Genomic DNA, 13,868 nt, shown 5'->3' with positions numbered 1-13,868 from the left:
GGAGAATCGGATAGCCTGGCCCACCGAACCCCCCGCAGCCGGCCCGGCCCCCGCCCTCACCCGAATCCCCCGCCCGACCGGCGGGGTGATGTCGTGGAGGAGGTAGCTCGTTGACACGCCGGCGACAACGCCTGATGGCCTGTTACCTGCTCTGGATGGTGGTGTTCACCGGCATCTACTACGCCAATCCGGGCCAGCGGATCGTCTGGTGGACGGGCATCGGGCTCGGCGGCGTGGCCGCCATCGTGCTCGGCGTCCGCCTCAACCGCCCCGCGCACGCACGCTTCTGGTACGTCCTGGCGCTCGCCAACCTGAGCTTCACCGCGGGCGAGGTGGTGCAGGCCGTCCAACTGGACATCCTGCACGAGGCCAACCCGTTCCCCTCCGTCGCGGACGCCTTCTACCTCGCCGAGTACGTGCTGTACGCAGCCGGCGTGCTCGGCTTCATCCGCTGGCGCACGGCCCGTCAGGACCGCGCCGGGCTGCTCGACGCGCTGATCCCCACCATCGGCCTGGCCCTGCTCGCCTGGATCTACCTGATCCTCCCGTACGCCCAGAACCCGGACCTCACCTGGTTCCAGAAGGCCGTCTCGATCGCCTACCCGCTCGGCGACGTCGTCGTGCTCGCCCTGCTGTTGCGCCTGCTGACCCCGCGCGGCGGCAACTCCCGCTCGCTGCAGCTGCTCGCCGTCGGCACAGTCGGCCTGCTGGTCTCCGACGTGCTGTACGCGCTGATCCAGCTGCACGGCACCTGGCGCATCGGCACGCCCGTCGAGCTCGGCTGGGCGGCCTTCTACACGGCCTGGGGCGCGGCCGCGCTGCACCCGTCGATGGTCGAGCTGACCAGGCCCGTCCCCACCCAGCAGCCGGATCTCGGCGCCGCCCGGCTCGTCCTGCTCACCCTCGCCTCGCTGATCGCCCCGGCGATCCTGATCATCGAGTCCCTGGCCGGCAACACCAGCAACGCGGGCGTGATCGGCGCGTTCTCCGCGCTCCTGTACCTGCTCGTGCTCGCCCGCCTGGCGGTGGTGGTCTCCGCCCGCAGGCAGGCCATCGCCCGCGAACGGGCGCTGCGCGAGGCCGGCGCCCGGCTGACCGCGGCCGTCACCGTGGAGGAGGTCGCGGACGCCGTGCAGTCGGCCGCCTCCACCCTGATGCCCGCCGAGCCCGGGCACGTCGCCCTGCTCGCCGTCGCCGAGGCGGGCGTGCTGCACGTGCGGCACGCTGAGCGCGGCGCGGCGCAGCACCGGGTGGGGACCGCCTCCGACTCCGACCAGGTGCTCGCCCTCGCCGCCTACCGCGAGACCCGGCTGCTGCCCGTCGAGGCCGTCGACCTGCCCACCCGCGAGCTGACCGGGCACCTGGACGGCATGCCGTACGCCCTGATCTGCCCGCTCACCCTCGCCGAACGGCCGTCCGGCGACCCGCTGATCGGCGCGCTCATCGTCACCGGCACCGAGCAGGAACTGGCCAGTCTGTGGAGCTCGCTGGAGATCCTGGCCGCGCAGGCGGCCCTCGCCGTCGAGCGGGTGGTGCTGAGCCAGGAGGTGACCCGCCGCAACAGCGAGCTGTACTTCCGCACCCTGGTGCAGAACGCCAGCGACGTCATCCTGATCCTCGATGCGGACGACGGCGTGCGCTACGCCTCGCCGTCCGCCGAGTCGGTGCTGGGCCGCCCCCGCCTGGCGGGCACCCTGGTCACCGACCTGGTCCCGCCGGAGGACAGCCGGGAGGTGGGCAAGGCGCTGGCCCGGATGCGCGGCGCGGGCGACCCGCCGCGCGGCGAGCACGCGCGCGAGCACCCCCGCGAGCACTGGCGGTTGCTGCGCCAGGACCGCACCCCGATCGAGGCGGAGGTCCGCTTCAACGACCTGCGGGCCGACCCGACCGTCGGTGCCCTGGTGCTCACCCTGCGCGACGTCACCGAGCAGCGCCAGATGGAGCGCGAGCTGACCCACCGGGCCTTCCACGACTCGCTGACCGGCCTGGCCAACCGGGTGCTGTTCCAGGACCGCGTCGGGCACGCGCTCTCCCGCGGTGAGCGCAGCGGGTCCGTCACCGGGGTGCTCTTCATCGACCTGGACGACTTCAAGGTGGTCAACGACACCCAGGGCCACGCGGTCGGCGACGAACTGCTGGTCGCGGTCTCGCTGCGGATCTCCACCGCGCTGCGTTCCTCGGACACCGCGGCCCGGCTCGGCGGCGACGAGTTCGCGGTGCTGGTCGAGGACGCGACCCGGCCGGCGGACGTGGACACCATCGCGGCCGGCGTGCTGGAGGTCTTCACCGAGCCGTTCAAGCTCAAGGCGGGTGCGGTGCGGGTGAGTGCCAGTATCGGGGTGGCGACCACCGAGGACAGCGTGGACGCGACCGAACTGCTCACCCACGCCGACCTCGCGCTCTACTCGGCGAAGGCGGCCGGCCGCCGCCAGTGGTGCCACTACCGGCCGGCCCTGCAGGCCGGGCTGGTGGAACGGCACGAGCTGAACGAGCACCTCGACTCGGCGATCGCGGAATCGGCGTTCCAGCTGTACTACCAGCCGATCGTCGACCTGCGCACCGGCGACCTGGTCGCCTTCGAGGCCCTGGTCCGCTGGCCGCACGACCGGCGCGGCATGGTGCTGCCCGACGAGTTCATCGCCCTCGCCGAGGAGAGCGGCCAGATCGTCCCGCTCGGCGCGTGGGTCCTGGAGCGCGCCGCCCAGGAGGCCGCCGCCTGGCAGGCGGCCAGTTCCACCGTCCGCGCCGCGACCGGGCGGCCCCCGCTGCGGGTCAACGTCAACGTCTCCGCGCGGCAGTTCCGCGACGCCGGCTTCGTGGACGTCGTCCGCCAGTCCCTCGCCACCTCGGGCATCGACCCGCACACCCTCGTCCTGGAGCTCACCGAGTCCGTGCTGATGCGCCGCGACGACCGCATCCACGCCGACATGGCCACCCTCTCCGACCTCGGAGTCGCCATCGCCATCGACGACTTCGGCACCGGCTACTCCTCGCTCTCCTACCTGCGGGAGTTCCCGATCTCCCTGCTGAAGATCGACAAGTCCTTCATCGACGGCCTCGGCCATTCCGCCCAGCAGTACGCCCTGGTCGAGGGCATCTCGCGGATCGCCGACACGCTCGGCGTCCAGGTCATCGCCGAGGGCATCGAACACCCGGAACAGCGCGACCTGCTGGCCGCCATGGGCTGCCCGCTCGGCCAGGGCTACCTCTTCGCCCACCCCATGGACTCCACCCGCGCCCTCGCCCTGGTACGCAGCACCACCTACGAACCGGCGTGAGCCGCGGGGGTGGCGGGCGGCGCGGGGCGGCGGGCGCGGCGGGTCCGGGGCGGCGAGGGGCGCGAGGGGCGGCGAGGGGCGGCCAGGAGTCGCAACCCACCCCTCGCCGAACCACCTCTCCGGGCAGGGGAGTTCAGGGGTTGGCGCGGACCAGGTCCAGCAGGCCCGGGAAGCGCTTGTCGAGGTCCTCGCGACGGAGGGTGGCCGCGCGGCTGTTGCCGCGGTCCACCTGGCGGACCAGGCCCGCTTCGCGCAGGACCCGGAAGTGGTGGGTGATCGTGGACTTTGAGACCGGCAGGTTGAAGGAGGCGCAGGTGCGTGCCGCCCCCTCGGCCTCGCGCAGCAGGGCCGAGATCACCCCGTAGCGCAGCGGATCGGCGAGTGCGTTCAGGACCGTCCGCAGGTCCATCTCCTCGATCGAGGGGTGGCCTTCCGGGTCGGGCATCGGATCCTCCTTCCTCAGGCTTCATCAGGCATCTTCAGGTATGGGTTGCATCGTACCTCGCCGCATGGCACCGTAAGGTTCGAAAAATTCCTTACCTGGTCGCTCCGCGGCCGGGCCGAGCCTGGAGTTGTGCCCCATGAGTACGCAGACCACGTCGTCTGCCACGCCACCGGTGGCGACGGAAGGGCAGCAGCCGCCCGGCCGTACGCTGACCCTGGCCGCGGTCCTCCTCGCGGTGTTCGTCGTGCCCATGTCCATCTCCGGCACGGCGGTCGCCCTCCCCGACATCGGCACCAGCACCCACGCCGACCTCGCCCCGCTCCAGTGGGTGGTGAACGCCTTCAACGTGGCCTTCGCCTGCTTCACCCTGGTCTGGGGCTCGATCGCCGATGTCATCGGCCGGGTCAAGGCCTTCGCGGCCGGCGTCGCCGTCTACGCCGTCGCCTCGCTCGCCAGCTCCGTCGCCACCGACGTCATCTGGCTGGACGCCGCCCGCGCCCTCACCGGCATCGGCGGCGCCGCGATCTTCTCCTGCGGAGCCGCCATCGTCTCCACCGTCTTCGACGGCCCGGCCCGCGCGAAGGCCTTCGCGATGTTCGGCACCATCGCCGGCATCGGCGTCGCCATCGGCCCGTCCCTGGCCGGCGTGCTGGTCCAGGGCCTCGGCTGGCGCTGGGTGTTCGCGGTGCACGCCGTCGCCCTCGCCGTGGTGCTGCTCGCGATCCCCGCGATCTCCCGCGCGATGCCCTCCGACGCGGGCAGCGGCGGACGCATCGACGTCCCCGGCAGCGCACTGTTCGTCGTCGCCATGGTGCTGCTCACCACCGCCATCGTGCAGGGCTCCCAGTGGGGTTGGGGCAGCATCGGGGTGATCGGCCTGTTCGTCGGCGCGGTCGTCGTGCTGGCCGTCTTCGCCGCCGTCGAGAACCGCAGCGCCCACCCCATGCTCGACCTCAGCGTGCTGCGCAACCGCCGCTTCGTCGGGCTCTGCCTGGTGCCGGTCGCCGCCTCCTTCGGCTTCGTCACCATGCTCACCTACCTGCCGAGTTACCTCACCGCCGTCACCGGCCGCGACACCGGCGCCGCCGGCGTGCTGATGCTGCTGCTCACCGCGCCGGTGCTGGTCTTCCCGATGCTCGCCGCCAAGCTGGTCACCCGCGGCGTCTCCGCGCTCACCCTGATCTACGTCAGCCTGGTCTGCCTGGTCGTCGGCGACATCGCCCTCACCCTGCTCTCCCCCTCCGTCACCGTCCTGGCGCTCGCCGCCCCGATGCTGATCACCGGCGCCGGCATGGGCCTGTCGGCCGGCCTGGTCGACGGCCAGGCCCTGGAACTGGTCGACCCGGCCAAGGCGGGCATGGCGGCCGGCTTCCTCAACACGCTGCGGCTGGGCAGCGAGGCCGTCGCCGTCGCGGTGTACGGCTCCGCGCTGGCCACCGTGCTCGGCACCCGGATCACCGACGGCATCGGCGCCCACGAGGGCGCCTCGCAGGCCGACAAGGTCGCCGACCAGGCGGCCGGCGGCGACCTCTCCGGGGCGGCCGACCTGTCCGGCGCCACCGACCACAAGGGCTTCGTGGACTTCCTCGCCAACGCCTACGACTCCGCCTTCCACTCCGTCTTGTGGGGCCTCGCGGCCGTCGGCGTCGTGCTGATCGTCGTGATCGCGACCCTGCTGCGCGGCGGCGGCCAGAAGGCCCAGGCCTGATCCGCCGCCCCGACCTCCCGTAAGAGCCAACGGCCGCAGGGCCGTTCCGAAACGCGGGAGGGCGGCTACCCCCGGGCCGCCCTCCCGCACCACCACCTCACCCGCACCACCCCGAGACCGGGCCCGGCGCCGACACCCCCGAGCGGCGCCGGGCCCGCACCCATTCCATGAGCGGTGCTCATGCACTGCGCCCATGAGCTCCACTCATGAGGCCGGGCCCATGAGTGCGGCTCATGGACAGAGCTCATGAACTCCTCTCATCGGGCTGGCTCATGAACGCCACTCATACGCTCCTGCCCCGCCCATGAGCTCCACTCATGCCGATCGCCCATGAGAGTTCCTCATCGCCCCGCGCAATCCACTCCGAAAGGACTCCGCACCAATGGACCCCGCCGTCACCACCCGTGCCCAAGTCGTCGTCGTCGGGGGCGGCCCGGTGGGCATGCTCGTCGCCGCCGAGCTGGGCCACCACGGCGTCTCCACCGTCGTCCTGGAGACCAATCCGGAGACCGTCGACCAGCCCAAGGCCGGCACCCTGCACGCCCGTACCGTCCAGGGCCTGGCCCGCCGCGGCCACCTGCGCGCCCAGCCGGCCGCCGGCGACGGCCTCTCCCGCCGGAACGCCGACGCCTTCCACTTCGCCGGCCTGCCGGGCTTGGTCATCACCGCCCCCGGCACCGAGCCCGCCCCCATCTACGGCCGCTCCCAGGCCGACCTGGAACGGGACTTCGAGGCCCGGGCCCGCACCCGCGGCGTCACGGTCCTGCGCAGCCACACCGTCACCGACCTCGTCCAGGGCCCCGACGCCGTCCAGGTCACTGCCCAGGGCCCGGACGGCGTACGGCAGTTCACGGCCGAATACGTCGTCGGTGCGGACGGCGCCCGCAGCTCGGTGCGCGACCTGCTCGGCTTCGCCTCCGAGACCCACCCCGCGACCGTCTCCGCCCTGCTCGGCCTGGTCCGGCTGACCGACCCCTACCGAGTGCCCTCCGGCTGGAACCGCACCCCGCACGGCTGGACGATCGCGGGCGTCAACCCGTACGGGCACAGCCGCTTCTTCACCATCGACTTCCGCGGCCCGCACCCCGACCGGCACGCGCCGCTCACCCTCGCCGAACTCCGCTCCGAGGCCGAACGCATCCTCGGCCACCCGGTGCCGATGACCGACCCGGTGTTCTTCTCCAAGTTCAACGACTTCTCGCGCGTGGTGTGCGACTACCGCAAGGGCCGGGTCTTCCTGGCCGGCGACGCCGCCCACGTGCACTTCCCGGTCGGCGGCCAGGGCCTCAACCTCGGCCTGCAGGACGCGCTCAACCTCAGCTGGAAGCTCGCCCACACCCTGGCCGGCACCGCGGGCAAGGACCTGCTGGACACCTACGCCGCCGAGCGCCGCCCGGTCGCCCGCCGGGTGGTCGACAACACCCGCGCCCAACTCGCCCTGATGCGGCCCGACCCGGGCCTGGACCCGCTGCGCGACCTGGTCTCCGAGTTGCTCGGCGTCGAGGGCGCCAACGCCCACCTGGGCAACATGATCAGCGCCCAGGACACCGTCTACCCCGCCCGCACCTCGGACGGCTCCCCCTGGGAGGGGCACTTCCTGCCCAACCTCCCCCTCACCACGGCGGACGGCCCGACCGACGTCATACGCCTGCTGCTGGACGGCCGCCCGGTGCTGCTCCTGCTCGGTGCCGACGAGCAGGCGCACCGCAAGCAGGCCGAGAGCTGGTCGCACCTGCTGCGCGTGGTCCGGGCCGAGAGCGACCGCCAACTCCCGTGGGACGCCGTCCTGGTACGCCCGGACGGCTACGTCGCCTGGGCCTCCGACGGCGGCCCACTGGCCGGCACGCTGCGCGAATGGTTCGGCGAACCGTAGCCCAGCGGCGACCCCGACCGGCAGGCCAGACAGGCCCGGTAGGCCCGGACCGGCAGAACCCGAAAGGGCGGGTACGGCATCCCGTACCCGCCCTTCCGCCTACGCCCCGTGTCCTACGGGTCCGACTCACGCGTCCGACCTACGCGTCCGACCTGCGCGTCCGACCAACGCGTCCGGCCTACGCGGCCGCTACCACCGCACCGGCAGCGCAGTCGGCCGCCGCAGGACCGTGCCGATGTCCCACGGCACGTCGGCGGGCTCGACGGCCAGCTCCAGCGTCGGGAACTCCTGTGCCAGACGGGTCAGGACGGAAACGATCTCCATCCGCGCCAGCGCCGCACCCATGCAGTGGTGCATGCCGTACCCGAACTGCAGGTGCCGCTTGGCCGGCTGACGGTCGGGGTCGATGACCAGCGGGTCCGGGAAGACCTCCGGGTCGCGGTTGGCGGCGAAGGCGTCCGGGTACACGACGGTGCCCTCGGGCACCAGGCCGACGCTGGTCTCCAAGTCCCGGCCGGCGATCCGCGGGAAGGCGGAGATGGTGCCGAGCGGGATCAGCCGGATCAGCTCCTCGGCCAGCTGCGGCGCGATCTCCGGCTCCTCGGCGAGCCGGCGCCACAGCGCCGGGGCAGCCAGCAGGGCGTAGAGCGACTTGGTGAGCACGGACACGATGTTCTGGTCGGCACCGAGCAGCGAGCCGAAGAACAGGCCGGTCAACTCGGCATCGTCCAGCGCGGGTTCGACCTTGTCCCGGTTGTCCCGGAACTGCTCGATCAGCCCGCCGGGCAGCACCGGCCGCACACCGGTGACCAGGTCCTGCACGTAGCCGTAGACCCGGTAGAAGTGCTGGACCAGGTCGGGCACGTTCTCGTGCGAGGCGATCTGGACCACCCGCGAGGACGGCCGGAAGTACTCGACGTCGTCGAGCGGCACACCGAGGAAGTGGCAGTTGACGGTGATCGGCACCCGGTCGACCAGGTCGCGGAACAGGTCCGGCGAATCGGCGGCGCGCAGCCGCGCGATCCCCTCCTCGATGACCCGGTCGAGCACCGGTCGCAGCCGCTCCACACCGTTCGCGCTGTAGTCGGCGGCGACGAACCCGCGCACTCTGGCGTGGTGCGGGGCGTCCAGGTTGAGCAGCAGCTCCTTCGGCATCACCGTGGGCAGGAAGCTGGGCCCGCCCTCGACGTTGGTCTCGGTGCGCCCGGAGGCCGGGTCGGTGAGCAGCTTGTGGACGTCGGCGTACCGGGTGAGGTGAACGGCGGGGTGGCCGCTGGGCAGCTCGATCAGCGGCACGCCGTTCGGGCCGGGCTCGGCCAGCGGGATGAAGGCCGGGACGGGGTCCAGGTGCGGGACGTCCGTGACGGTGACGGTTGCGGACGGGACAACGGTGGTCATGCGTTCTCCGGTTGGACGTGTGAGGCGAGGGGGTGCGGGAGCAAGGGGGCTCGGGAACAGGGGAGCGCCGGCCCGTGAGGTCAGGGCGTCAGGTGAGCGCGGGCAGCCCGATCAGGCCGGTCAGTTCCCGTACGGCCTGGGCGCTGTTGCGGAAGTGCACCGCGCGCCAGCCGCAGCGCCGGGCGGCAACGCAGTTCTCGGGGAGGTCGTCGATCAGCACGCACTCCTCCGCCGTGACCCCCGCCTCCTGCTCGGCGAGCCGGAAGATCTCCGGGTCGGGCTTGCGGAACCCGACCTTGCAGGAGTCGACCACGCAGTCGACCTCGCCGGCCGGCGCCACGATGGCCTGCCAGTACGGCTCCCACTCCGCGACGTTGTTGCTGAGGATGCCGACCCGGAAGCCGTTCTCCTTGGCGTGCCGGACGGTCGCGGCCATCACCGGGTTGGCGTTGACCCCCTCGAACCACTGCTCGCCGAAGCGTTCGAAGCGGGCGCGGGTCAGGTCGATGCCGGGGTTCCCGTCCTGCAGGACACGGACCATGGCCTCGCCCCACTCGGCCTCGGTGAGCATGGCGAGTTCGATGGGCGCGAGCGGTTCGACGCCCAGCTCGCCGGCGACGGTGCCGAGGGCGGTCTTCAGCTGGCGCGGGGTGATGCCGGTGCGGGCGTGGTACGAGTCGAAGAGGTCGTCCAGCGGCGGCGAGAGCACTCCGCCGAAGTCGAACCAGATCATGGGCTTGGACATTGCAGCGTCTCCTTGCGGTGCTCGGTGCTCGGTGCTGGCGCGCAGTGCTGGCGCGCGGTGTCGGCGCTCGGCGGCGGCGCTCAGACGCTGGCCGCGGCATAGGAGAAACGATTCTCCAGCGCGCCGGTGATCGGGCTGGTGCGGGTGAGGTGCACCCGGGCCCGGGCGATCTGCTCGTCCTCCTGCACCATGGTGATCTCGAACGCGACGGTGTCCGCCGCCGGCGGCTCCACCACCCGCACGACGCAGTCGGTCGGCAGCTCGAACTCGCCGAAGCGGGTGAAGTCCGTCTCCACCCGGGCGAGGAGCAGGCTGCGCGGCGAGAGCCCGAACAGCTCCTGCGCCGCGTACATCGCGGACTGCCGGAACCCTTCGAAGATCAGCGCGCCCGGAACGTGGTCCAGCGGGTGGTCGAAGAGCGCCGGGTTGCCCTGGTCGACGACGACCTGGGTGCGCAGCTCGTGGTCGCCCACCTCGACCCCGGCCAGCACGACGTTCTGCCCGGAGGCGCGGCCGACCGAGATCGCCGGCACCCGGCGGCCGGTGTGGTGCGGCCGGGCCGGCGTCAGCGCGAGGACGGCACGGCCCTTGTCGCGCATCCGGTCCCAGGCCGCGCCCGGCATCCACTGGCACACGGTGCGCATGGTGGCGGCCTCGTTGCCGTCCACCGAGAGGACCAGGTCGAGGGTGCTGCCGGTGACGACGCCGTCGCGGTGCTTGAGGTCGGCCTGGTGGGCCCGGATCACGGCCTGGCCGGGGCGCGCCCCGATCCGCAGCGCCTCCGGGTCGGTGATGTTCAGTTCCCCGCTGACGAAGATGAACTTGTTGTCCAGCGGCGCGCCCAGGAAGGTGTGCGCGGCGTAGATGGAGGCCTGGCGGAACACCTCGACCAGCAGCAGCGGGTCATAGGCGGCGGGCGCGGTGACGTTGTCGCTGTAGTAGCTGTGGACGCGCGGGAGCTGCGCGGCGATGAGGTACTCGCCCTCGGCGACCCGGACGGAATCGGTGAGGAAGACCTCGCAGATGGCGGCCCGGTGGACGGTGGCACGCGGGACGGTGTTCGAGTACGTGAGAGTACCGTCGAGGATCGTGGACATGGCTGAGCTTCCCCCTCTGTGCTCCTGCATGTAGGTACCCCTCCGATCGGAGGTGCGAGCGTGATCGTACCTCCGTTCACGGCGAAGCTACTGTGGTGTAGGCCACGTGGAAGCGAACAGGTGTATTAAAAACGTGTGTGGACCGCGTTGTGGGGAATCGCCCAGGTCAGCGACCACGACCCCGGATACGCCGACGGCCCGCCGCAAGCTCGCGACGGGCCGTCGGGCAGAACCGGCGATCGGACAGAACCGGCCTGGGGCCAGGAGTCGGCCCGGCCGGGCCGGGCGTCAGCCGAGCGGCAGCTCCAGGCGCGCCTCGCTCCCGCTCGGGGAGCTGACGGCCGTCGTGCTGCCTTCGCTGCCGGTGAACGCGTACAGCTTGTCGCGACTGTTGACCACCAGCGCGAGTCGGTGGCCCTCCGGCAGGTCGTACGCGGCGGGCTGGAGCTTCCAGCTGACGGTGCGGTCCGTCGCGGCGGGCAGGTCCGGGTCGGTGAACGGCTCGTGCGTGATGATCCGCGCGGTGCCGTCCGGAGCGACGTCGAACAGGTACGCCACCAGGGTGGCGGCCCCGGCCGTGTTGCGCACCGTCAGCCGCACCGTCGCGGCGCCGCGGATCCGGCGGGCCACACCCTCCGGGCCGGACAGCGGATCCGTGGACCAGACCAGCAGCCGCTCCCGCTCGAACCCGCCCACCGCATAGGCCTTGGGACTGCCGAACCACTCCTTCTGCCCGGTCGCCATCACGGCGTCCATGGCGGTGGCGGAGGTCAGGTCCCCGGCCGTGAAGTCCCGGGTCCAGCCGCTGGCCGGCTTCTCGGCCAGCGCGCCGTCACCGGTGCCACCCGTCCCGGTGGGGTACCAGGTCTCGATGTCGGCGGGCTCCCCGGACCACGTCGGGTACGGCTCGCGGCGCGCCGGGACGGTGATCCGCCGGCCACCGCCGATGACCGGCTCGGTCCGGTAGGTGAACATGATCTGGTTGTTCACCTGCGGCCAGTCGGGCACCTTGCTGCCGGCGCGGAGCAGGTGGTGGTCCAGCCACTCGTAGGCCTCCCGCATGGGCTCCCGCAGCCCCGGGAACGGCACCCCGCCCACCAGGCCGGCCAGGCCAGGACCCTCGGGCGCGCCGTGGTCGCCGATCCACATGTTCAGGTGCTTCGGCACGGTGAGACGGACGAACGTGTCGATCGTCTGCCCGGCCGGGAACAGGCTCTCGTGCCAGGTGTTCGAGACGAAGGTCGGGATGCCCCGGGCGTTGGTGCGGTCCAGATACGACTCCGGGGAGCGCTCGGCACCCCAGGCCACGACCTCGTCCAGGCCCTCGCCGCTGAGGAAGTTCCGGAGGATCCGCTGGGTCTCCGGGTCGAACTTCTCCTCCAGCGGGCCGCCGGTGAACTCGATCAGCGCCTGTACGGCCGCGAGGTGCCGGGTGCCGTTGTCGTACAGGGCGGTGGCCAGGTTGCCCCAGGTGCTCAGCGCGACCACGGCGTCGACCCGCCCCCGCGGTTCGTCGTACCGGTCGTGCGCCGCGACCAGCTGGCTGATGCCGGATCCGTAGGACTCGCCGAGGAATCCGATCCGGCTCGGGGAGAAGTGCTCCTGTGCGTGGTCGATCACCACGGACCCGTCCGCCCGGTCCTTCGGCCCGGCGACGTCGACGAAGCCCTCGGAGGTGGACACCCACCCCGGAAGGCCGAGCCCCCGGGGCGTGTACGCCAGCACGTGGTAGCCCCGCAGCGCGAGCGAGAGGTAGGAGTACATGAACGGCAGCCAGCCGTACGGGTTCCACCCGGCCGGGACGATCACGACCGGACGCGGCTCGCTGCCACTCAGCCTGATCGAGAACGCCGACAGCTGGACACCGTCCGAGGCCTCGATGCGCGAGACACCGGCGACGGCCCGCCGGCGGACGTCGGCCACCGTCTCCGCCAACTCCGGCGGGAGCGCGATGCCCTCGGCACCCTCCAGAGCCGCGAGCAGAGCCCGGGCGACGGCGATGACCGCCGGGCTCGGATTGAGACCGGCCCCCGCCCAGATGCCGTTGGTGGCGATGTCGTCGAGTGTCGCGTCGGTGATCGAGGGGATGGGCTCTCCACCAGAAGTAGTCATACGAACCGCCCTTTCCATGACAGCCGGAAGCGCCCTTGAAGGCGCCGCCCAGGCGCATCATGTTCCGGGCACGCACGATTAAACTGACGCCCCCTCACACCCCACCCGAATGAGTGACGACCGGCACGGCGGCACACCTCGCCGACCGTTGAACCGGCCGCCGGGTCGGCCGCCCGGGCTGACGGAAGGGCGTCAGTCGACGGCCAGGCCCAGGGAGCGGAGCAGGTGGGCGAGTTCGGCCCGGAGGAGCTTGTCGGGGGCGAGGACCTGGGCTCGCAGGTGGCCGTAGACCTCCAGGGCCACCAGGCCGGGCAGGTGGCCCCAGATCCGCAGGGCCAGGGCCCCGCCGGCCGGCGGCAGCTCGGGAAAGGCCGGGCGGACCTTGTCGAGCAGGCCCGGCGAGGCGTCCCAGGCGGCGTCGACCGGTGCCCCTGATTCCCGCTCCGCTGTCGCTTCACTCGTGCGGGTGAGATGCCACGCTGTCGTCCCGAGTCGGTCCGCTCCGGTCGGAAGACTGGCCGCGCCAGTAGGACACACCGAAGGACTAGCGATGGCAGAAGAGCTGTACGCGACGCTGAAGACCAACCAGGGCGACATCGTGATCCGGCTGCTGCCGAACCACGCCCCCAAGACCGTCCGGAACTTCGTCGAACTCGCCAGGGGCGAACGGCAGTGGATCGACCCGAACACCGGGCAGCCGAGCTCGGACCCGCTGTACGACGGCACGGTCTTCCACCGGGTCATCGACGGCTTCATGATCCAGGGCGGTGATCCCCTGGGCAACGGCACCGGCGGGCCCGGCTACGAGTTCGCCGACGAGTTCCACCCGGACCTGGCGTTCACCAGGCCGTACCTGTTGGCGATGGCGAACTCCGGTCCGGGCACCAACGGCTCCCAGTTCTTCATCACCGTCGGACCGACCACCTGGCTCACGGGCAAGCACACCATCTTCGGCGAGGTCGCCGACGAGGCCGGCGAGAACGTCGTCGACGCGATCGCCGCCACGGAGACCGACCCCCGCACCGACCGTCCGGTGAAGGACGTGGTCATCGAGAAGGTCGTCATCGAGACCCGATGACCGGCGAAGGACGGCCCGGCCCCGGCAGCCGAGCCCGGAACGGGAAGTCGGCCCGGCCGACTTCCCGTTCCGCTCATGAGAGTTGCTCATGGGGGTCGCGGACGACCTGCCGTCCCATGGAACAGCTGTTCGCC

Annotated in this window: 10 protein-coding genes; 4 read left to right on the top strand and 6 right to left on the bottom strand. The window is 71.9% G+C overall.

What is annotated here, in order from left to right:
• The first annotated feature begins 110 nt into the window (after positions 1-110).
• Positions 111-3,278 (top strand): bifunctional diguanylate cyclase/phosphodiesterase, encoded by a 3,168-nt coding sequence (locus BX285_RS38705; RefSeq protein ID WP_147465239.1) that lies wholly within the window; start codon positions 111-113, stop codon positions 3,276-3,278.
• 133 nt (positions 3,279-3,411) lie between these two features.
• Here BX285_RS38705 and BX285_RS27095 read toward each other — a convergent pair whose 3' ends face one another.
• A complete protein-coding gene (locus BX285_RS27095) occupies positions 3,412-3,723 on the bottom strand; it encodes a helix-turn-helix transcriptional regulator (RefSeq protein WP_097235501.1) in 312 nt (103 codons plus the stop codon).
• A gap of 136 nt (positions 3,724-3,859) precedes the next feature.
• On the opposite strand from BX285_RS27095, the gene BX285_RS27090 reads away from it, so the two are divergent.
• Together BX285_RS27090 and BX285_RS27085 are read left to right on the top strand one after the other, a co-directional pair.
• On the top strand, positions 3,860-5,431 hold the full coding sequence (locus tag BX285_RS27090) for an MFS transporter (protein ID WP_097235502.1): 1,572 nt from the start codon (positions 3,860-3,862) through the stop codon (positions 5,429-5,431).
• 382 nt (positions 5,432-5,813) lie between these two features.
• The gene (locus BX285_RS27085; RefSeq protein WP_121178505.1) at positions 5,814-7,304 is read left to right on the top strand and encodes an FAD-dependent monooxygenase; all 1,491 of its coding nucleotides are present in this window, start codon (positions 5,814-5,816) and stop codon (positions 7,302-7,304) included.
• A gap of 189 nt (positions 7,305-7,493) precedes the next feature.
• Here the strand turns inward: BX285_RS27085 and BX285_RS27080 are convergent, their stop codons facing one another.
• The 5 genes from BX285_RS27080 to BX285_RS37540 form a co-directional block, all read right to left on the bottom strand.
• On the bottom strand, positions 7,494-8,702 hold the full coding sequence (locus BX285_RS27080; protein WP_121178504.1) for a cytochrome P450: 1,209 nt from the start codon (positions 8,700-8,702) through the stop codon (positions 7,494-7,496).
• A gap of 88 nt (positions 8,703-8,790) precedes the next feature.
• Positions 8,791-9,447, bottom strand: coding sequence for an HAD family phosphatase (locus BX285_RS27075; RefSeq protein ID WP_097235505.1), 657 nt, complete (start codon positions 9,445-9,447; stop codon positions 8,791-8,793).
• 80 nt (positions 9,448-9,527) lie between these two features.
• The gene (locus BX285_RS27070) at positions 9,528-10,544 is read right to left on the bottom strand and encodes a ScbA/BarX family gamma-butyrolactone biosynthesis protein (RefSeq protein WP_121178503.1); all 1,017 of its coding nucleotides are present in this window, start codon (positions 10,542-10,544) and stop codon (positions 9,528-9,530) included.
• Between the two features lie 288 nt (positions 10,545-10,832).
• Positions 10,833-12,656: a CocE/NonD family hydrolase gene (locus BX285_RS27065; protein WP_121178502.1), complete on the bottom strand. Its 1,824-nt coding sequence runs from the start codon at positions 12,654-12,656 to the stop codon at positions 10,833-10,835.
• Between the two features lie 192 nt (positions 12,657-12,848).
• Positions 12,849-13,193, bottom strand: coding sequence for a hypothetical protein (locus BX285_RS37540; RefSeq protein WP_183107237.1), 345 nt, complete (start codon positions 13,191-13,193; stop codon positions 12,849-12,851).
• A gap of 13 nt (positions 13,194-13,206) precedes the next feature.
• On the opposite strand from BX285_RS37540, the gene BX285_RS27055 reads away from it, so the two are divergent.
• Complete coding sequence (locus BX285_RS27055; protein ID WP_121178501.1) at positions 13,207-13,734, top strand: peptidylprolyl isomerase; 528 nt, start codon at positions 13,207-13,209, stop codon at positions 13,732-13,734.
• Positions 13,735-13,868: the final 134 nt, after the last annotated feature.

The organism is Streptomyces sp. 1114.5, assembly GCF_003635085.1.
Taxonomy (GTDB): Bacteria; Actinomycetota; Actinomycetes; order Streptomycetales; family Streptomycetaceae; genus Kitasatospora.
The sequence above is the reverse complement of the archived record's forward strand: the minus strand, read 5'-3'. Positions and strand labels throughout refer to the sequence as shown.

What these genes read in the sequence shown, in the direction of transcription:
- BX285_RS27095 (WP_097235501.1), bottom strand. Translation starts at nt 3,723, where the DNA reads ATGCCCGACCCGGAAGGCCACCCCTCGATCGAGGAGATGGACCTGCGG.
- BX285_RS27090 (WP_097235502.1), top strand. Translation starts at nt 3,860, where the DNA reads ATGAGTACGCAGACCACGTCGTCTGCCACGCCACCGGTGGCGACGGAA.
- BX285_RS27085 (WP_121178505.1), top strand. Translation starts at nt 5,814, where the DNA reads ATGGACCCCGCCGTCACCACCCGTGCCCAAGTCGTCGTCGTCGGGGGC.
- BX285_RS27080 (WP_121178504.1), bottom strand. Translation starts at nt 8,702, where the DNA reads ATGACCACCGTTGTCCCGTCCGCAACCGTCACCGTCACGGACGTCCCG.
- BX285_RS27075 (WP_097235505.1), bottom strand. Translation starts at nt 9,447, where the DNA reads ATGTCCAAGCCCATGATCTGGTTCGACTTCGGCGGAGTGCTCTCGCCG.
- BX285_RS27070 (WP_121178503.1), bottom strand. Translation starts at nt 10,544, where the DNA reads ATGTCCACGATCCTCGACGGTACTCTCACGTACTCGAACACCGTCCCG.
- BX285_RS27065 (WP_121178502.1), bottom strand. Translation starts at nt 12,656, where the DNA reads ATGACTACTTCTGGTGGAGAGCCCATCCCCTCGATCACCGACGCGACA.
- BX285_RS27055 (WP_121178501.1), top strand. Translation starts at nt 13,207, where the DNA reads ATGGCAGAAGAGCTGTACGCGACGCTGAAGACCAACCAGGGCGACATC.